The sequence below is a fragment of the Kluyvera sp. Awk 3 genome (assembly GCF_028069715.1).
Taxonomy (GTDB): Bacteria; Pseudomonadota; Gammaproteobacteria; order Enterobacterales; family Enterobacteriaceae; genus Kluyvera; species Kluyvera georgiana_A.
This window is the reverse complement of the sequence record NZ_JANEWH010000034.1, coordinates 19,750-38,949: the sequence shown is the minus strand read 5'-3', so window position 1 is coordinate 38,949 and position 19,200 is coordinate 19,750. Positions and strand designations below refer to the sequence as shown.

The 19,200-nt window shown below is 55.0% G+C and carries 15 protein-coding genes; 12 read left to right on the top strand and 3 right to left on the bottom strand.

Going from position 1 to position 19,200, the window contains the following annotated elements; translation table 11 throughout:
• The first annotated feature begins 484 nt into the window (after positions 1 to 484).
• Positions 485 to 1,786 carry a two-component system sensor histidine kinase RstB gene (gene rstB / locus NNN71_RS09640; RefSeq protein WP_271458405.1) on the top strand — a complete coding sequence of 434 codons (1,302 nt, stop codon included), beginning with the start codon at positions 485 to 487 and terminating at the stop codon, positions 1,784 to 1,786.
• A gap of 81 nt (positions 1,787 to 1,867) precedes the next feature.
• Entirely contained in the window at positions 1,868 to 2,800 is a 933-nt protein-coding gene (gene tus, locus NNN71_RS09635; RefSeq protein ID WP_271458404.1) for a DNA replication terminus site-binding protein, read from the top strand.
• Here the strand turns inward: tus and fumC are convergent.
• Positions 2,797 to 4,200: a class II fumarate hydratase gene (fumC, locus tag NNN71_RS09630; protein ID WP_271458403.1), complete on the bottom strand. Its 1,404-nt coding sequence runs from the start codon at positions 4,198 to 4,200 to the stop codon at positions 2,797 to 2,799. The genes tus and fumC overlap by 4 nt on opposite strands.
• Positions 4,201 to 4,302: 102 nt before the next feature.
• Positions 4,303 to 5,949 (bottom strand): class I fumarate hydratase FumA, encoded by a 1,647-nt coding sequence (gene fumA, locus NNN71_RS09625; RefSeq protein ID WP_167575929.1) that lies wholly within the window; start codon positions 5,947 to 5,949, stop codon positions 4,303 to 4,305.
• A gap of 199 nt (positions 5,950 to 6,148) precedes the next feature.
• Between fumA and manA the strand changes: the two genes are divergently transcribed.
• Together manA and NNN71_RS09615 are read left to right on the top strand one after the other, a co-directional pair.
• The gene (gene manA / locus NNN71_RS09620) at positions 6,149 to 7,327 is read left to right on the top strand and encodes a mannose-6-phosphate isomerase (protein ID WP_271458402.1); all 1,179 of its coding nucleotides are present in this window, start codon (positions 6,149 to 6,151) and stop codon (positions 7,325 to 7,327) included.
• A gap of 98 nt (positions 7,328 to 7,425) precedes the next feature.
• Positions 7,426 to 8,937, top strand: a complete 1,512-nt coding sequence (locus NNN71_RS09615) for a YdgA family protein (protein WP_271458401.1) — start codon at positions 7,426 to 7,428, stop codon at positions 8,935 to 8,937.
• Between the two features lie 48 nt (positions 8,938 to 8,985).
• Here the strand turns inward: NNN71_RS09615 and NNN71_RS09610 are convergent, their stop codons facing one another.
• Positions 8,986 to 10,014 carry a Mal regulon transcriptional regulator MalI gene (locus NNN71_RS09610; protein ID WP_271458400.1) on the bottom strand — a complete coding sequence of 343 codons (1,029 nt, stop codon included), beginning with the start codon at positions 10,012 to 10,014 and terminating at the stop codon, positions 8,986 to 8,988.
• Between the two features lie 176 nt (positions 10,015 to 10,190).
• Here NNN71_RS09610 and malX point away from each other — a divergent pair, with 176 nt between their 5' ends.
• The 8 genes from malX to NNN71_RS09570 all read left to right on the top strand — a co-directional run bounded on the left by malX (position 10,191) and on the right by NNN71_RS09570 (position 19,055).
• The gene (gene malX, locus NNN71_RS09605) at positions 10,191 to 11,783 is read left to right on the top strand and encodes a maltose/glucose-specific PTS transporter subunit IIBC (RefSeq protein WP_271458399.1); all 1,593 of its coding nucleotides are present in this window, start codon (positions 10,191 to 10,193) and stop codon (positions 11,781 to 11,783) included.
• 66 nt (positions 11,784 to 11,849) lie between these two features.
• Complete coding sequence (locus NNN71_RS09600) at positions 11,850 to 13,022, top strand: MalY/PatB family protein (protein WP_223802553.1); 1,173 nt, start codon at positions 11,850 to 11,852, stop codon at positions 13,020 to 13,022.
• A gap of 194 nt (positions 13,023 to 13,216) precedes the next feature.
• On the top strand, positions 13,217 to 13,690 hold the full coding sequence (locus tag NNN71_RS09595) for a Csu type fimbrial protein (RefSeq protein WP_167575935.1): 474 nt from the start codon (positions 13,217 to 13,219) through the stop codon (positions 13,688 to 13,690).
• Positions 13,691 to 13,711: 21 nt separating this feature from the next.
• Positions 13,712 to 14,428, top strand: coding sequence for a fimbrial biogenesis chaperone (locus NNN71_RS09590; protein ID WP_271458398.1), 717 nt, complete (start codon positions 13,712 to 13,714; stop codon positions 14,426 to 14,428).
• Positions 14,394 to 16,736, top strand: coding sequence for a fimbria/pilus outer membrane usher protein (locus NNN71_RS09585; protein WP_271458397.1), 2,343 nt, complete (start codon positions 14,394 to 14,396; stop codon positions 16,734 to 16,736). The genes NNN71_RS09590 and NNN71_RS09585 overlap by 35 nt, the downstream gene beginning before the upstream one ends.
• Positions 16,727 to 17,677 carry a Csu type fimbrial protein gene (locus tag NNN71_RS09580; protein ID WP_271458396.1) on the top strand — a complete coding sequence of 317 codons (951 nt, stop codon included), beginning with the start codon at positions 16,727 to 16,729 and terminating at the stop codon, positions 17,675 to 17,677. Before NNN71_RS09585 ends, NNN71_RS09580 begins: the two co-directional genes overlap by 10 nt.
• Positions 17,678 to 17,763: 86 nt before the next feature.
• On the top strand, positions 17,764 to 18,336 hold the full coding sequence (locus NNN71_RS09575) for a nucleotidyltransferase family protein (RefSeq protein ID WP_271458395.1): 573 nt from the start codon (positions 17,764 to 17,766) through the stop codon (positions 18,334 to 18,336).
• A 197-nt stretch (positions 18,337 to 18,533) separates the two neighbouring features.
• Positions 18,534 to 19,055, top strand: coding sequence for a phosphoribosyltransferase (locus tag NNN71_RS09570; RefSeq protein ID WP_271458394.1), 522 nt, complete (start codon positions 18,534 to 18,536; stop codon positions 19,053 to 19,055).
• Positions 19,056 to 19,200 lie beyond the last annotated feature (145 nt).

Sequence of the window (19,200 nt, the reverse complement as noted above, 5' to 3'; positions counted from 1 at the left end):
AATCAATAGGTTACATTAATTTATTTTATTATTATTGATTAAAAAAAGACCTTCGCAATATTTGTTGTACACTTAATAGTTTGGGTTAGCACAAAAAATAAACCATTTTTTCGCGCTGAAATAAACACACAAATACAATGGGTTATTTGAACAGGCATGAAGTATCATTTGTTCTGTTGGGTGACATTGTGACGACCGCCAGGGCTACATTTATTTTTTATCGGTCTTCATTCATTTTCGTGTCTCAGCGTACTCAAACCTATTTCCCCTATCTTTCCATGCCCCTCTCCCCGAGCCTCTGGCTAACTTTTATCACAAACATGATAGTCCAGGAGAATGCAGAAAGGGTTTAGACAGTGTAATCTGCCAGATCGCGGCCCGTGATGGCGCTCGCTTCGCTGTTTTCAATCAGCGCATTGGCAGGAACGAGTTGGCCCAGAGGATGTGCTGACTAGCTAACACATTGAACGTTCGGTGGTTTTAAATGAAAAAGCTGTTTGTGCAGTTCTATCTGCTGCTGTTTGTCTGCTTTCTGGTCATGACCATGCTGGTCGGGCTGGTCTATAAATTTACCGCCGAACGCGCGGGTCGTCAGTCGCTTGATGACCTGATGAAGAGCTCACTCTATTTAATGCGTAGCGAGCTGCGCGAAATTCCCCCGCGTAACTGGAGCAAAACCCTCAACGAGCTGGATCTGAACCTGTCATTCGATCTACGTATTGAACCGCTGAGCAAATTCCAGCTGGGTGAAAACGCCATGCAGCACCTGCGTGCAGGCGATATCGTGGCGCTGGACGATGAATACACCTTTATTCAGCGCATTCCGCGCAGCCACTACGTGCTGGCCGTCGGTCCCATCCCCTATCTCTATTTTATGCACGAGATGCGCCTGCTCGATATTGCGCTAATGGCGTTTATCGCTATTTCACTGGCCTTCCCGGTGTTTATCTGGATGCGTCCGCACTGGCAGGACATGCTGCGCCTGGAAAATGCCGCCCAACGCTTTGGTGACGGGCATCTGGGAGAGCGTATTCACTTTGACAGCCTGTCGAGCTTTGAGCGTTTAGGCGTCGCCTTTAACCAGATGGCCGACAACATCAACGCGCTGATCGCCAGCAAAAAACAGCTCATCGACGGTATTGCCCACGAGTTGCGCACGCCGCTGGTGCGCTTACGTTATCGGCTGGAAATGAGTGAGAATCTCACTGAAGCCGAATCACAGGCGCTTAATCGGGACATTGGCCAGCTCGAAGCCCTGATTGAGGAACTGCTCACCTATGCCCGTCTCGATCGCCCGCAAACCGAACTGTCGCTCACCACGCCCGACCTCCCTGGCTGGATTGCCGCACACGTTGAAGACGTACAGGCGGTAAACCCGCAGCGCGAAATCACGCTGAATCAGCTGACGCAAGGCGACTACGGCGCACTCGATATGCGCCTGATGGAACGCGTGCTCGATAACCTGATTAATAACGCCATGCGCTACAGCCAGGCGAAAATTCAGATAAGCCTCACGCTCAACGGCAGCATGGCCTGCCTGCAGGTGGACGATGATGGCCCCGGCATTGCCGCTGACGAACGCGAACGCGTCTTCGAACCTTTTGTCCGCCTCGACCCCAGCCGCGATCGCGCCACCGGCGGCTGTGGCTTGGGTCTGGCGATTGTTCACTCTATCGCCACTGCGATGGGCGGCCACGCGAGCTGCGATAGCAGTCCGCTTGGCGGCGCGCGCTTCAGCTTACAGTGGCCGATTTACCACCACATCTCCCTGCCCGCGGCTAGCTGACCGCGGTTTGCACGGTGCCGCATCCTGGCTTATAGTGATCAATATAAAGTATGTTGTAACTAATAAATCAGGACAACCACCGTGACCCGCTACGATCTCGTTGAACGACTCACCGATACTTTTCGCCAGCTTGAGCGCAACCTTGCCGAACTGCGTAACGAACTGTCGGCATGCCGTCTGCTGACAGCGCGCATTTTTGTGCTGCCTGAGGTCCGTAAAGAGTCTGAACACGCGCCGCTCTCGCAGATTCAGGTTCAACAGCATCTGGGGCAGACAGCCTTTGCCATGGCGCTCCAGCATTTTAGCCATCTGTTTATCCAGCAGCAGTCAGAAAACCGCAGCAGTAAAGCGGCAGTGCGCCTGCCGGGCGCCATCTGCCTGCAGGCCAGCAGCGAGCAACACGAGGCGATAAGCGCCCGAGTGCAACAGATTAACGGCCTGAAGGCTGAACTGGAAAAAATCATCACCGTTGATTCTGGCCTACCGCCCGTGTCGCGCTTCGAGTGGGTGCATCGCTACATCCCCGGGCTGATTACGCTCAATGCCTACCGCTCGCTTGCGCTGCTCTCCGACCCGAGCACGATTCGTTTTGGCTGGGCGAATAAACATATCATCAAGAATCTGACGCGCGATGAAGTGCTGACGCAACTGGAGAAAAGCCTGAAGTCGCCGCGCGCCGTCCCGCCGTGGACCCGCGAGCAGTGGCAAGCGCGTCTGGAACGTGAGTATCAGGACATTGCCGCCCTGCCGCAGAAAGCCAGGCTGAAGATTAAGCGTCCGGTGAAGGTACAGCCGATTGCCCGCGTATGGTACGCGGGCGAACAAAAGCAAGTGCAGTACGCCTGTCCCAGCCCACTGATTGCGGTGATTTCCGGTCGCAATGGCGTCAGCGTACCTGACCTGGGCGAGCTGTTAAACTATGACGCCGATAACGTACAATATCGCCACAAACCCGAGGCGCAGCCGCTACGGCTGATAATTCCCCGACTCCACCTCTGGCTGGCGACGGATTAAGCCTTATCCGACAGACTGCCGACCATATCCTGCGGACGTACCCAACGATCGAACTCTTCGGCGCTGAGATACCCTAACGCCAGCGCCGCGTTCTTCAACGTCAGCCCCTCTTTATGCGCTTTTTTAGCAATTTCAGCCGCCTTATCGTAGCCAATATGCGTGTTAAGTGCCGTCACCAGCATCAGCGATTCGTTAAGCAACTGGTCGATACGTTCGCGGTTAGGTTCAATGCCCACCGCGCAGTGCTCGTTAAAGCTTTCCATGCCATCCGCCAGCAAACGTACCGACTGCAGGAAATTATGAATAATCATCGGTCGATAAACGTTCAGTTCAAAGTTACCCGATGCTCCTCCCATGTTGACCGCCACATCATTGCCCATCACCTGGCAACAAAGCATGGTCATCGCTTCACACTGAGTCGGATTCACTTTACCCGGCATAATGGATGACCCCGGCTCGTTTTCCGGTATCGACAGTTCACCGATACCGCAGCGAGGGCCAGAAGCCAACCAGCGTACGTCGTTGGCGATTTTCATCAGCGAGGCCGCCAGCCCTTTTAACGCGCCGTGCGCATGCACCAGCGCATCGCAGGTGGCCAACGCTTCAAACTTGTTTGGCGCGGTGACGAACGATTGATGAGTCAATGCAGCAAGCTCCTGCGCCACCCGTACCGCGTATTCTGGATGCGTATTCAACCCGGTCCCCACCGCCGTGCCGCCCAGCGCCAGCTCGCTCAAATGTGGCAGACTCTGTTCCAGGTGGCGCCGGTTATGCTCCAGCATCGCGACCCAGCCGGAGAACTCCTGGCCCAAAGTGAGCGGCGTAGCATCCTGCAGATGGGTACGGCCAATTTTAACGATATCGCGAAAACGCTCGGATTTCTCACGCAGCGTTTCCTGTAACACAGCCAGCTGCGGCAGCAGATGTTCGCGTAACGCAATCACCGCCGCCACGTGCATCGCCGTGGGGAACACATCATTAGAACTTTGGCTTTTGTTCACATCGTCATTCGGGTGCACTAATCGCGACATGCCACGCTCGCCGCCCAGCAGCTCGCTGGCGCGGTTTGCCAGCACTTCATTCATGTTCATGTTGCTCTGCGTGCCCGAACCGGTCTGCCAGATAGCCAGCGGAAACTCGTCCGGATGCTGGTTGTTCAGCACCTCATCCGCTGCCGCAATGATAGCGCCAGCTTTGTCGGCCTTCAGCAGACCTAAATCCTGGTTCACCTTAGCCGCCGCACGCTTGGTCAGCGCCAGGGCATAAATCAACGAAAGCGGCATTTTCTCGGTGGAGATACGAAAATGCTCGAGAGAACGCTGGGTTTGCGCGCCCCACAGTTTGTCGGCGGGAACCTCAATCGGCCCCATAGAATCGCTTTCGCGGCGTGACGTTGTCATTACTTTCTCCTTGAATTCAAAGTGATTGTGAAGTGACATTGCTCAAGCAGGCTAAGATGATTATGGTACAAACAGAAACCGCCCCGAAGGGCGGTTAAAAGATTACTTCACGCAGCGGGCGCACTGTGACGCCTGAATCTGTTGGAAGAAGTCGTTGCCTTTATCGTCCACGAGGATAAACGCCGGGAAGTCTTCCACTTCGATTTTCCAGATTGCTTCCATCCCGAGTTCAGGATACTCCACGCACTCCAGACTCTTGATGCTGCTTTGCGCCAGCACCGCCGCCGGGCCGCCAATGCTGCCCAGATAGAAACCACCATGCTTATGACAGGCGTCGGTTACCTGCTGGCTACGGTTACCTTTTGCCAGCATGATCATACTGCCGCCTTCAGACTGCAGTTGGTCAACATAGGAGTCCATACGCCCTGCCGTAGTCGGGCCGAGAGAGCCAGAAGCGTAGCCTTCCGGCGTCTTTGCCGGGCCCGCGTAGTAGATCGGGTGATCTTTAATGTACTGCGGCAGACCTTCGCCTTTATCCATACGCTCTTTCAGCTTGGCGTGCGCAATATCGCGCCCCACGATAATCGTGCCGCTGAGCGACAGGCGCGTCGAGACCGGATACTGGGAAAGCTGCTTCAGGATCTCCTTCATCGGACGGTTGAGATCTACCTTCACCGCTTCGCCTTCACCGGCTTTACGCAGCGATTCCGGAATATACTTACCTGGGTTGTTCTCCAGTTTTTCAATCCAGATACCGTGGCGGTTAATTTTGGCTTTGATATTACGGTCAGCCGAGCAGGAGACGCCCATCCCTACCGGACAAGAAGCGCCATGACGCGGCAGACGGATCACGCGAACGTCATGGGCGAAGTATTTTCCGCCGAACTGTGCGCCGAGGCCCAGATTCTGCGCTTCTTCCAGCAACTCTTTTTCGAGCTGCACATCGCGAAACGCCTGACCGTGCTCGTTACCTTCGGTCGGCAGGCCGTCATAGTATTTGGTCGAGGCCAGCTTGACGGTTTTCAGCGTCGCTTCAGCCGACGTACCGCCGATGACAAAGGCAATGTGGTACGGCGGGCAGGCCGCGGTGCCGAGGGTGCGCATCTTCTCAACCAGATAGCTTTTCAGCTTCGCCGGGGTGATCAGCGCTTTGGTTTCCTGATAAAGATAGGTTTTGTTCGCCGAGCCGCCGCCTTTGGCGATGCACAGGAATTTATATTCATCGCCATCCACGCTGTAGAGATCGATCTGCGCCGGCAGGTTGGTGCCGGTGTTGACCTCTTTGTACATATCCAGCGGCGCGTTCTGCGAGTAGCGCAGGTTGTCTTCGATAAAGGTATCGTAAACCCCGCGCGCCAGCGCCGCCTCATCACCGCCACCGGTCCACACGCGCTGCCCCTTTTTACCCATAATGATCGCGGTGCCGGTATCCTGACAGGTTGGCAGAATGCCTTTGGCCGCGATATCGGAGTTACGCAGGAACTGCAGCGCCACGTACTTGTCGTTTTCGCTGGCTTCCGGGTCGTTCAGGATATCCGCCACCTGCTGCTGGTGCGCGGGACGGAGCATGAAGGAGGCGTCATGGAAGGCGTGTTTGGCGAGAAGCGTCAGCGCTTGCGGGGCAACTTTGAGGACTTCCTGCCCTTCAAATTCTGCGACGGAAACGTAGTCGTTACTCAACAGATAATATTCGGTCTCGTCCTTTTTTAACGGAAAAGGATCCTGATAATAAAAAGGTTTATTCGACATTGTGCTCTCACTTACAGCTTTGATGATGTGGTGAAGGGCAGTCTTTCCATTTGCCCAGGTTAAAAGCGAGTTACCCTATCGTACACAATTTTTTAACAAAAACTGAGACTAGTACGACTTTTTATTTCTTGAGGATACGAGAGCGCATTTTTTTGCTTTAATACGTCGCAAAGAATCCACATTAAAACAGGGCTTGATAATGCAAAAACTCATCAACTCAGTGCAAAACTATGCCTGGGGCAGCAAAACTGCGTTAACGGAACTCTACGGAATGGCCAATCCTGACGATCTGCCGATGGCGGAACTGTGGATGGGCGCGCATCCCAAGAGCAGCTCAAAGATAACGGATAACGAAGGAACCGTACACTCGCTGCGTGATGTCATTGATGCCGACAAAACCGCGCTACTGGGCGACAAAGTCGCCGCCCGTTTTGGCGAGCTTCCTTACCTGTTTAAAGTACTGTGCGCCGCACAGCCGCTCTCCATTCAGGTGCATCCGAGCAAAATAGCCGCCGAAGTGGGTTTTGCCAAAGAAAACGCCGCCGGTATCCCGCTGGATGCCGCCGAGCGTAACTACAAAGATCCCAATCACAAGCCGGAGCTGGTTTTTGCCCTGACGCCGTTCCTGGCGATGAACGCCTTCCGCGAATTTGCCGACATCGCCGCGCTGCTTACGCCGGTGGCTGAAGCCAACCCGATTATCGGCCAGTTTATCGCCGAACCAACCAGCGAGCGCCTCAGCGCCCTCTTCGCCGGCCTGCTGAATATGCAGGGAGCAGAAAAAGCCCACGCCCTGCGCGTGCTGCGCACCGCGCTGGAAACGCAACAGGGCGACGCCTGGGACGCCATCCGCCTGATTGCCGAGTTCTACCCGGACGATAGCGGCCTCTTCTCCCCGCTGCTGCTGAACATCGTTAAACTGAACCCAGGCGATGCGATGTTCCTGTTTGCCGAAACGCCGCACGCCTACCTGCGTGGCACCGGCCTTGAGGTGATGGCCAACTCCGACAACGTGCTGCGCGCCGGCCTGACGCCGAAGTACATTGATATTCCGGAGCTGGTCGCCAACGTCAAATTCACCGCCAAACCGGCGAACGAACTGCTCACCCAACCGACTCAGCACGGCGCCGAGCTGGATTTCCCGATTCCGGTCGATGATTTTGCGTTCTCCCTGCACGATTTGTCCGCAGAGCAAGCCAGCCTCGCTCAGGACGGCGCGGCGATTGTCTTCTGCGTGGAAGGCGAGTCGGTACTCAGTAAAAACGGTCAGCGTCTGGTGCTGAAACCGGGTGAATCCGCCTTTGTCGCAGCCAATGAGTCACCCGTACAGGTGAGCGGCAGCGGTCGTTTAGCGCGTGTATATAATAAGTTAAAGTAAATACTGAAGTTTGCGGACAGGCTTGCTACTCTTTGGCATAGCCTTATGACTTAACCAGGCGGCCTTCCCGCCTGGTTTCATTTTTATGGACAAATACGATGAAAAAAACGCGGGTTGCTGCAGGTGTCATTATCGCTTTAGGGGTTATCTGGACGGCGGGCTCCTGGTACACGGGTAAACAGCTTGAATCACGTATCGCCGAAATGGTCGCGCAGGCGAACGCTCAGTTGAAGCTGACCGCGCCGGAAGCGGGACTGGAGCTGAGCTATCAGGATTACCAGCGCGGCGTGTTCAGCAGTCAGTTGAAAATGGTCGTCAAACCGCAGGCTGGCGCTAAAGACTCATGGCTGAAGCCGGGTCAGAGCGTGCTGCTGGACGAAAACGTCAGCCATGGTCCCTTCCCGCTGGCTTCGCTGAAATCCTTCAACCTGGTGCCTGCCATGGCCTCAGTCAACACGGTGCTGGTTAATAACGACGTCACCAAGCCGCTGTTTGATATCGCCAAAGGGCAATCGCCGTTTGATATCAACACCCGCATCAGCTACAACGGCGATACCGCATCCGCAATCTCACTCAAACCGCTGGATTACGAAAAAGAGACCGACAAGGTGACCTTTAGCGGCGGTGAATTCACGCTTTCCGCCGACAACCAGGGCAACCTGGTGTCATTGACCGGCGAAGCCAAAAGCGGCCAGGTGAACGCGGTTAATGAATACGGTCAGAAAGTGCAGTTCACTTTCAACAACCTGAAAACTGACGGCTCCAGCAAACTGACCACCTTTGATGAGCGCATCGGCGATCAGACGCTGAGCGTTGAGCGTCTGGCGATTGGTGTGGAAGGAAAAGATCTGGCCGAACTGAACGATATGCGTATCGCCGGCAAATCTGAGCTGACTGCCGATGGCAAAAAGATCAACAGCCAACTGGACTACTCGCTCAACAGCCTGAAGCTGCAAAATAAAGATTTCGGCAGCGGACAGCTGACGCTGAAAGTCGACGGCATCGACGGCGTAGCAATGCATCAGTTCAGCCAGCAGTACCAGGCGCAGACCCAGGCGCTGATGGCGCAGCCGGATCTGGCGCAAAACCCGGAGCTGTATCAGCAGAAAGCGGTCGACGCGCTATTCAGCTCGCTGCCGATTTTGCTGAAAGGCGACCCAGTTGTGACACTGTCACCGCTTAGCTGGAAAAATGCCAAAGGCGAAAGTTCGCTGAACCTGTCACTGGCGCTGAAAGACCCGTCTCAGGCCACCGGTGAAGCACAGACGCTGGCACAGCAGCTCGATCGTGGCGTGAAATCGCTGGATGCCAAACTCAACATCCCTACCGGGATGGCCACCGAACTGATGACCCAGGTTGCACAGCTGGAAGGCTATCAGCAGGATGAAGCGGCGAAGCTTGCCAAACAGCAGGTACAGGGGCTGGCGGCAATGGGCCAGATGTTCCGCCTGACCACCACGCAGGATGACGCTATCACCAGCAGCCTGCAGTACGCCGATGGTCAGGTGACGCTGAACGGGCAGAAAATGCCGCTGGATGATTTTGTCGGTATGTTTGGTATTCCGACGCTGGCTGACCCGGAAGAACCGGCCGCCGCACCCGCGCCGTAACCGTCTCACCGCCACATGAACAAAAGCCCCTCAATGAGGGGCTTTTTATTATTTTCGCGCCACCAGCCGCGGCGGCATAATCAGATTTCTCGCCGCCCCCTGGCCGGTATCAATACGTTGTAAAATCCGCTCGGCCACGCTGTGGCCCATTTCCCGGGCGGGCGTCGTCACCCAGGTCAAGGGGACGTCATCCAGCGCCGCCTCCGGCACGTCGGCAAACGCCGCCAGCGCCACACGCTGTTCAAAGTAGCTCTCGACGCTGTCTTCGCCACTTTGTTTACCAGCTCGCATCAGACCGAACCACGCGCCCATGGCGATCACGCTGTTGTAGCAAAGCACTGCCGAGATGGTCGGATTATGGCGAAGTAGCGCAGTTATCGCTTCCGCCGCCTGTTTCTGGCTGGACTCGCACTCCAGCACCCACTCGCTGTGAAACGGCAGACCGTACTTGATAAGCGTGGCACAGTAGCCGCCCACTCGTTCCGCTCGTGTGAGCGACGAACTTTGCCCGCCAAGCCAGGCAATACGTTGATGACCGCGACGAATCAGATGTTCAGTCACCAACTGCGCGGCCTGCATATTGTCCGGACGAATAATATCGACCTCGTCGAGGTAGCTCGCGCGCGAGGCAAATACCAGCGGCGTGGCGGTTTCTGCCGCTTTGGCCCGTAGCTCTGAAGCTTGATCCACCGACCCGGCGATCACCACGCCGTCAACGCCCTGCGAAATCAGGGTTTCAAAGCGTTGCAGCATCTGCTCCCCACGTTTGCCGCCCTGGGTTAAAAAAACCATTTTGCCCTGTGACTCAAGCGCAGCAGTCATCCCCGCCGTCAGTTCTGCGTAAAAAGGCGATGACAGGTCGCCAACAATCAGGCCAATCACTCCCGTCTGGCCGCCGCGTAGCGAGACCGCCTGGCGGTTACGCACAAACCCTAGTTGATCAATGGCCTGATAAACCCGCTCGCCGGTTGCCGGCGAGATTCGCCCCTTGCCGCTCAGGACCAGCGAAACGGTACTGACAGAAACCCCTGCCGCCAGCGCAACATCGTTAATGGTGACTTTCTTTGCAATCGCCATAGCTCCTGCGCGACTCCTTCTGCTTAATCGATAAAACGTTTTATCAATGTATGTACTTTATAAACTGTATTATCACTTGCTTTTGTGATTTGTTTCTCACTAAAAAATGATAAAACGTTTTATCTTCCTTTCCCGTTACTCAAAAGAAACCCTTTTTCAGGATAAGGAGTCGCTTCATGACGGCGAAAACCGCACCAAAAGTCACCCTCTGGGAGTTCTTCCAGCAGCTTGGCAAAACCTTTATGCTGCCGGTCGCGCTGCTCTCCTTCTGTGGGATTATGCTCGGCATCGGCAGTTCGTTAAGCAGTCATGACGTGACGATGCTGCTGCCCTGGCTCGATACGCCGTTCCTGCAAGCGGTCTTTATCTGGATGAGCAAAGTTGGCTCGTTCGCCTTTAGCTTCCTGCCGGTGATGTTCTGTATTGCCATCCCGCTGGGCCTGGCGCGCGACAACAAAGGCGTTGCCGCCTTCGCCGGTTTTGTTGGCTACGCGGTCATGAACCTCGCCGTTAACTTCTGGCTGACGGCAAAAGGCATTCTGCCCACCACCGATGCGGCGATCCTGAAAGCCAATAACATTCAGAATATTATCGGTATTCAATCCATCGACACCGGGATCCTTGGCGCGGTCATCTGCGGGATTATCGTGTGGATGCTGCATGAACGCTTCCACACTATCCGCCTGCCGGACGCGCTGGCCTTCTTCGGCGGCACCCGCTTCGTGCCGATTATCACCACCGTCGTGCTCGGTCTGGTTGGTCTGGTGATCCCGCTGGTATGGCCAATTTTCGCTATGGGCATCAACGCGCTGGGCCACGTAATCAACAGCGCCGGTGACTTCGGCCCGATGATTTTCGGTACCGGCGAACGTCTGCTGCTGCCGTTTGGCCTGCATCATATTCTGGTCGCGTTGATTCGCTTTACTGAAGCAGGCGGTACCATGGACGTCTGCGGCCACGACGTCAGCGGCGCGCTGACTATTTTCCAGGCGCAGCTGAGCTGCCCGACAACTCACGGCTTCTCAGAAAGCGCCACTCGCTTCTTATCGCAGGGTAAAATGCCGGCCTTCCTCGGCGGTCTGCCGGGCGCTGCGCTGGCGATGTACCACTGCGCGCGTCCGGAAAATCGTCATAAAATTAAAGGCCTGCTGATTTCCGGTGTGATTGCCTGCGTGGTTGGCGGCACCACCGAGCCACTCGAATTCCTGTTCTTATTCGTGGCGCCGGTGCTGTATGTGATTCACGCGCTGCTGACCGGTCTGGGCTTCACCATGATGGCGATTCTGGGCGTAACCATCGGCAATACTGACGGCAATATCATCGACTTCGTGGTGTTCGGCATCCTGCACGGTCTGTCCACCAAGTGGTATTTGGTGCCGGTGGTGGCCGCGGTCTGGTTCGCCGTGTACTACGCGATTTTCCGCTTCGCTATCGTGCGCTTCAATATCAAAACCCCGGGCCGCGACATCGATACCGCACCAGCTGCTGAGCACACCACCAGCGGTGTAACCGGTAAATCGGGCTACAACGTCCCGGCTATCCTGGCGGCGCTGGGCGGTGCGGAGAACATCGTGTCCCTCGACAACTGCATCACCCGTCTGCGTCTGTCGGTAAGCGATATGGATAAAGTGGATGTCGATACACTGAAGGCTAACCGCGCCATTGGCGTGGTCAAACTCAACCAGCATAACCTCCAGGTCGTTATTGGGCCGCAGGTACAGTCGGTTAAGGATGAAATGTCGGTATTGATGAATACCGTACAGGCTTAAACCCCTTTGCCCCCGTTCATAACGGGGGCAAAATATCTCACCTCTTTTCTTCGTTAGGATCCTCACATGTTTGATTTCTCGACGGTGATTGACCGGCATGGTACCTGGTGTACGCAGTGGGATTATGTGGCCGACCGTTTTGGCGACGCCGATCTGCTGCCCTTTACCATTTCGGATATGGATTTTGCCACCGCGCCCTGTATCCTCGATGCCCTGAGCGCACGTTTATCCCACGGCGTATTTGGCTACAGCCGCTGGAAAAATGACGCCTTCCTGCCCGCCATTGCCCACTGGTACGCTCATCGTTTTCACAGCGCCATCAACACGGATAGCATCGTCTACGGGCCCTCTGTTATCTATATGGTGGCCGAGATGATCCGCCAGTGGTCAGCTCCCGGTGACGGTATCGTGGTGCATACGCCTGCCTATGACGCTTTCTTTAAGACCATCGAGGGCAACCAGCGTCAGGTGGTCGGCGTCGCGCTGGAGCAGCGTGAGGGTGAATGGTTCTGTGATATGGCGAAGCTGGAGGCTGCGCTGGCTAAACCGCATAACCGCGTGTTACTGCTGTGCAGCCCACAAAATCCGACCGGCAAAGTCTGGACCCGCGAAGAGCTGCAAACGATGGCCACGCTTTGCGCAAAACATAACGTGCGGGTGATCAGCGATGAAATCCATATGGACATGACCTGGAACGGTCATCAGCACATTCCGTGGTGTGATGTGGCGCAAGGGCCGTGGGCGCTGTTCACATCGGGCTCGAAAAGCTTCAATATCCCGGCCTTTACCGGTGCATACGGGCTGATTGACGACGAAAGCACTCGCAATGATTACCTCAACGCTCTGAAAAGTCGCGATGGCCTCTCCTCGCCGTCTGTACCGGCGCTGGTCGCCCATATTGCCGCCTATGAGCAGGGTGAGCCGTGGCTGGACGCGCTACGCGACTATCTGCAGGAGAATATGCGTTACATTCAGCAGACGCTGAACGCCGCCTTCCCTGAGCTACAATGGCGCATGCCGCAAGCCACCTATCTGGCGTGGATCGACCTACGTCCGCTACACATCGACGACCGTCAGCTTCAGGAAGTCCTCATCAAACAGCAAAAAGTGGCGATCATGCCCGGCTACACCTATGGCGAGGAAGGCAACGGCTTTATCCGCCTGAATGCTGGCTGCCCGCGCGTGAAACTCGAGCAAGGCGTTGAACGTCTGATTGCCGCCATTCATACCCTGCGCTAACCCTTATTGCGCAACGTCGCCCGGCGTTGCGCAGCGTTAATGCATGAGATCTCAGTTGTTAATATCAGATCTTGTTATTCACATCGCTTAGACATAGCACGATTACTCAATCTCAGAAAATTCTTAATCACTATTCTCCGCCCCCCGTAGTTTCAAGTAAGAAATATTAATAGATCTTTTTAGAGAGCCTTAAAGTGATTAACCGTCAAGCCACTGCATTAACGTTGACTGCGATTAGCATTTTATTTTCATCTGCAGCATTCGCAGATACCACGGAAACGGCAACCGCCGATATGCATGTCTCCCTTACCGTCGAAAAATCCTGCCAGATTAGCGTAGGTGATATGGATTTTGGTTCGCACCCCAGTGATACGGGGCAATTAACGGTGACAAGTCAGGCCAGCGTGACCTGTACCAATGGCACGGAATATCAGCTCAGCAGCGCCAGCGACCATACCTACGAGATGGCAAACGACAATGGCGATACCGTGGCCTACACCATCTACGGGGATACTTCCGGTAGCGATCTATCCAAAACACCTGTCGATAATATTGGCACCGGTTCCATTCAGACGATCCCTATTTATGGTCGCGTCACCGCCGATGCCCTGGCTCAGGCGCCTGCAGGCAACTATTCCGACACCGTCACATTGACTGTCGCTTACTAACCACAACCGAAGGGGAAGCCTGTGAAGCGTTTACTCTCTGGCGCGGCGATCGTTGCATCCTGCGCGCTGTTTACCTTGCCTTCAGCGGCGGCCACCCTTCAGGTTTATCCGGTCAACATCGGCTTTTGCGCGGGTGAAACCGCGCAGGCCGTTTACGTAAAGAACACAGGTAGCGCGGCAATTGGCGCGCAGATCCGCGCCTACGCCTGGCATCAGCAGAATAATAAAGAAGTCCTTAGCGACACCGGGGATCTGCTGGTCAGCCCGCCAATGACCAATATCCCTGCGGGCCGCCAGCAGTTGATTCGCGTCATTCTTCCCGCCCCGCTCAGCGGCAGTGACGAACGCGCCTACCGACTGGTGATCGACGAACTTCCTGGCGCCAACAATATGGCCCCCAAGGATGGCGTGCGCTTTTTACTGCGCTACTCCATCCCGGTATTCGTCAACTGCAAACCACAGCCACCCAACCCGCAGGACCTCGAATTTACCCTCGACCGTTCGACCCGCCCGGTCATGCTCAAGGTGCGTAATAACGGCTCGCAGCACAGTAAACTCGGCAATATTACCCTGCTCACAGGCGGCCGTAGCCAGGTGATGAGTCAAGGGTTATTGGGGTATGTATTGCCCCACAGTGAAAAGGAATGGCCTTTACCTGACGGAATCAGCAGTGCGTCATCCCTGTCACTTAATTTGAACGATAATGAGCAAAAACAGACCTTCACGCTTACGCCTTAAGACCCTTCCACTGTGGTTTATGGTCTGTTTTTACGCCCACGCCGCCGACAACGAAACGCTCTACCTGACCGCGTTTGTTAACGGGCAAGCCATCAAAGGTTTTGTAAAGGCCAGATATATTGATAATAAGCTGTTTATTGCCGCCAGTGACGCCCGTAAGTTAGACATCAAAACCGCGTCGCTTCCTGAACAGAAAGGCTACGTCGATTTCAGTTCGCAGGACGGGCTGAACGTTACGTTCGATAATCTGAGCCAAAGCGTCAATATCGCCGCCAGCCAAAACTGGCTTGGTCGTGATAGCCTGCTGACTAACCACAACGGTTCGCATCTGCTGCACGCCGCCCAATTGTCGCCGGAAGTGCGCGGTCTGGCGCTGAACTACAACGTGTTCACCAGTCATGAGAACGGCGAGCAGGATGCTTCGCTGTTCAGCGAGTTTCGCACCTTTGGCCTTGGCCCCGGGTTCTTCTCGACGTCAATGAACACCCAGGCTTCCTCAGCCAGCGAGAGCACCAACAGCGGCACCCAACGGTTGATGAGCAGCTGGAATTACCAGAACGTCGACAAATTGTTTTCCATGACGCTCGGCGACAGCTTTACCTCAACTCAAAGCTGGACCCATAGCGTGCGCTTCGGCGGGATTAGCCTGGCCCACAACTACGCCACGCAGCCTAACTTCAGCACCTCATCGCAGGACATTCTGACCGATAGCGTTACCCTGCCATCGACCGTCGATCTGTACGTTCGCGGCATCAAAACCGCCTCGCAAAAGGTAGAACCCGGCCAGTTCACCCTCAATACCGCCCCCATTTTTACCGGCGATGAAGGGGCGCAAGTGGTGATTACCGATATCAATGGCCAGCAGAGAGTCGTCAATCTCGACCTGTATGGCGCGACGCAGTTGCTGTCAGCCGGCCTGACGACCTGGGGCGTCAGCGCGGGATGGGTTAGAAAAGATTATACGGAGCGTTCCTTCAGTTACGACAACCAGTTAGTCGGGGTCGGCGACTGGCGCTATGGCTTGAGTAACAGGGCGACGCTGGAAGCTCACGCGGAACAGAGCGCAGCGTTACACAACCAGGGACTCGGCTGGGATTACCTGTTGGCCCCGAGGCTGGGAGTGATTCACGCGAATGTGGCAAGCGGTCATTATCATCACGACGGTGGGCGTCAGTGGGGCGCAGGCTGGCAGTGGAACAACCGCAGGTTCAATCTGTCGCTCGACCATTCGCAGGCCGATAGCGGCTTTCGCGATATTTCATCTCTCGCAGATAACAGCCTTACCACCCGTGAAGATTCCGCGTTTGCCAGTGTCACCTTCGAGGCAATCGGTACCTTCGGCATGAGCTGGGTGCAGCAAAATTACTGCGATTCCTCAGCGCAATATCTTGGCTTATCGTGGTCGAAAAGCCTCACCCATCAGATCAGCCTCTCCTCCAGCATCACCGAAGAAGTGGGCGACGAACGTAATACCACGGTCTATCTGAATTTCAGTATGCCGCTCAATCAGCGTAAAGATTATCTTTCACTGCAGAACAGCCACGATAACGATGGAAATGCCCTTCAAGCCAGTCTTTCACGTTCGCTGGATTCGAACCAACCGGGTTGGGGCTGGAACCTGTCGGCGCAAAACGGTAAAAACAGTGATGTGCATACCAGCCTGCAACGGCGTACTCGCTGGAGTGACATCGCGCTGGGTATGAATCGACAAACCCACAATAACGCGCTTTATGGTTCACTCTCCGGCGCGTTAGGCTTGTTTTCCGGTAATTTCTACGCCACCCGTGTTCTGGGTAGCGCATTTGCCATCGTCGACACGGCAAGCGTCCCCCACGTCCCGGTGTATCTTGAACATCGCCCGGTGGGTCAGACGGATAAAAATGGCAAGCTGTTCCTGAATAATCTCAATCCCTATCAGGAAAATCGAATTGATATCGATGCACTGGGTCTGGAGGAAGATTATCGCGCGCCCTACACCGAAGAAGTGGTGATCCCACAAACCGGCCGCGGCGCCCTCGCGCGGTTCAGCATCTATAAAACGCAGGCAGTCCTGCTGACGGTGACCTTGCCCGATGGAAAAAACGTACCGTTTTCTGCCCAGGTTAACGTCGCCGATAGTCACGGCCAGAAGCCCGCGCGCGGAACCCAACAGACGATCGCCGGTTACGACGGCAAAATCTATCTTGAAGATCCTCCGGCAGGCGGCAGACTGAAGGTGCAATGGGCATCCTCTTCCTGCAGCGTGACGCTGCCGCAAAAATTCCGTCCAACTCGCTCACTGGAGACGCTCAACGCACGATGTCTATAAATCGCCTTCTCGGGCTAACCGCCCTATTATTCACGTTGATGTTAACCTTAAGCCCTGGCGCGAGGGCGGCAAACTGCTGGAACGGCAGCCCGGCGGGGTTAAGTTTTGGCACCGTCACGCCCGGACAGAGTAGCGCCACCAGCACTAAGCTCCCTTTTACCTGCAATAACTATGACGGCCACACCGAGTTTGTTCGCGCCTGCCTGAAGCTGATGGCCAACGACCCAATTCCGATGAGCCAGAATGAGCCGTCGACCACACCGCTCTATTTCTCGCTGTATTCGCTTTATGATCTCCATCATCCGCTCAGCCAGAACAGTGACGTCTACGCCCAGATTGACCTTGAGCTGGCCTCGGGGCAAGCCAACGTCGAGCACGACATCCCGTTGATTGGCAAAATCAACGCCGGGCAAAACAACGTCAGCGCGGGGAATTATTATGATTACGCCACTAGCGTGCAGATAAGCTATGCCTCGGCGTCATCTATGCAGTCTCTCCCTTCATGCAGCGGGCTCTCCGGCACCACCGTGACCGATCAAATCAGCGCTACCGCCACGGTCAAAAACGGTTGCGAGATACTGAACGTCGATGATATGGACTTCGGGCATCGAAGCCCGGTGCAGAGCAGCCAGCTTGAAGCCAATGCAACGGCAAACATCACCATTCAATGTCCTACTGGAACCAGCTACGCGGTAAGCATCGGCGAGGGGTTACATCCGGATGGCAACGCGCGCCAGCTCTGTAATAACGGAGATTGCCTCCGCTACGATCTCTACCAGGACGCCGCCCACACCGCGCAATGGACGTCTGAGACGCCGCAAAAACAGTACGCCGACAGTGGACAGCAGCAGCAAATGGTGGTCTATGGCAAAGTGCCGCCGCAACAGTGGCCAGAGGCGGGGACCTATACCGACACGGTGGTGATTACGCTAAGCTATTAACAGGAGACTACAACGGCTTCATGCCTGCTTTGCCGTTACTGTAAAATCGGCACCTGTTCGCCAAAACATAAGCTATCGGAAAGCCAATGGATTATTCGCAAGCACTACAGGCATTACTTTCACGCGATCCTCTGAGGATGCAGGCGCTCACGGCCGTACATGATCTTCACTTATCTGACGGGTGGATTGGCGCCGGGTTCGTCCGCGACGCCGTTTGGGCACACCTGCATGGGCACCCGTATCCACCGATGCCGGCAGATGTAGATGTAGTCTGGTTCGATGATAAACAGCCTTCCGCCGCGCAAGATCTTGAGTTTGAGGAGACGCTGAAACGACGCAATCCCACCTTCAATTGGTCGGTAAAAAATCAGGCCCGGATGCACCAACGCAACGGTGACGCCCCCTACCACTCCACGGAACATGCTCTCGGCTTCTGGCCCGAGACGGCAACGGCAGTGGCCGTAAGGCTAGCGGGAACACAGGGTATTGAGATTGTGGCGCCCTATGGACTTGAAGATCTGTTTGAATTGCGGTTAAAGCCAACGCCGCGCTTTGAGCATGAGAAATACTCTATCTTCACAGACCGGGTTGCGGAGAAACGGTGGCTGCAGCGCTATCCCTTGCTGCATATTATCAAGCATTCCCCCCAAACGGCGTAATTCTCCGTTAACGCTAAACGGCGTGGATTTGAATATCATCGCGTCCGTTTCCTTCGTTTTTGGCCGACGAAATGCCCCGTATCAGGCAACGTCGCGACAGCGCCGCCATAAACCTTTTTACAGACCCCCTCTTTAGTGATTAAGGTGGGTTAATTCAACTCAATAACCGCCTTTAATAAACGAAAACGGGTCTTACTATGAACACTCACACTATTGGCGATATCATTCTCGACGAAGCGAGTATTGCGGCAGGCGTGCGTAATGTCGCCGCACAGCTAAGCCAGGATTACACCGATGCCGTGGTCATTACCGTGGTTCCGGGCGGGATTCTCTATACGGCAGATCTGACAAGACAGCTCCATTTTGACATTAACATGGATTATATCTCCTGCCCGCACACACCCGGCGAACGCAATAACAGTTCGGCTATCGTTTATCACCAGAACATTCAGATTGAGAACCGCCACGTCATTCTTATCGATGATGCCATCGAATCTGGCGGCACAATGAAGCGCCTTGTTGAATATATCCAGGACAATTTTCATCCGGCTTCTGTTGCCGTGGCCGTTCTGTTTGTCAAACCGGGTCGCGTGACCATTCCGGCAAAATTGTACTATGCCTATGAAATGGAAAATGACGATCTGCTGGTGGGCTATGGGATGCCATGGGAAGATAAATACCGCAACCGGCCGAATGTGGCAAAACTCATCACTGAATAAAAGTGAGACAGGGCATTGCCGTGCGAGCGGTTTGGCAACCATCAGGCAACACAATAAACTGCGGCAAATCTTCTGATCGTTTCGCTAATGCCCTGTTACGTGAGTTTTTTTCGATACTTTTAATCGGTTATAGCCCTATGGTATA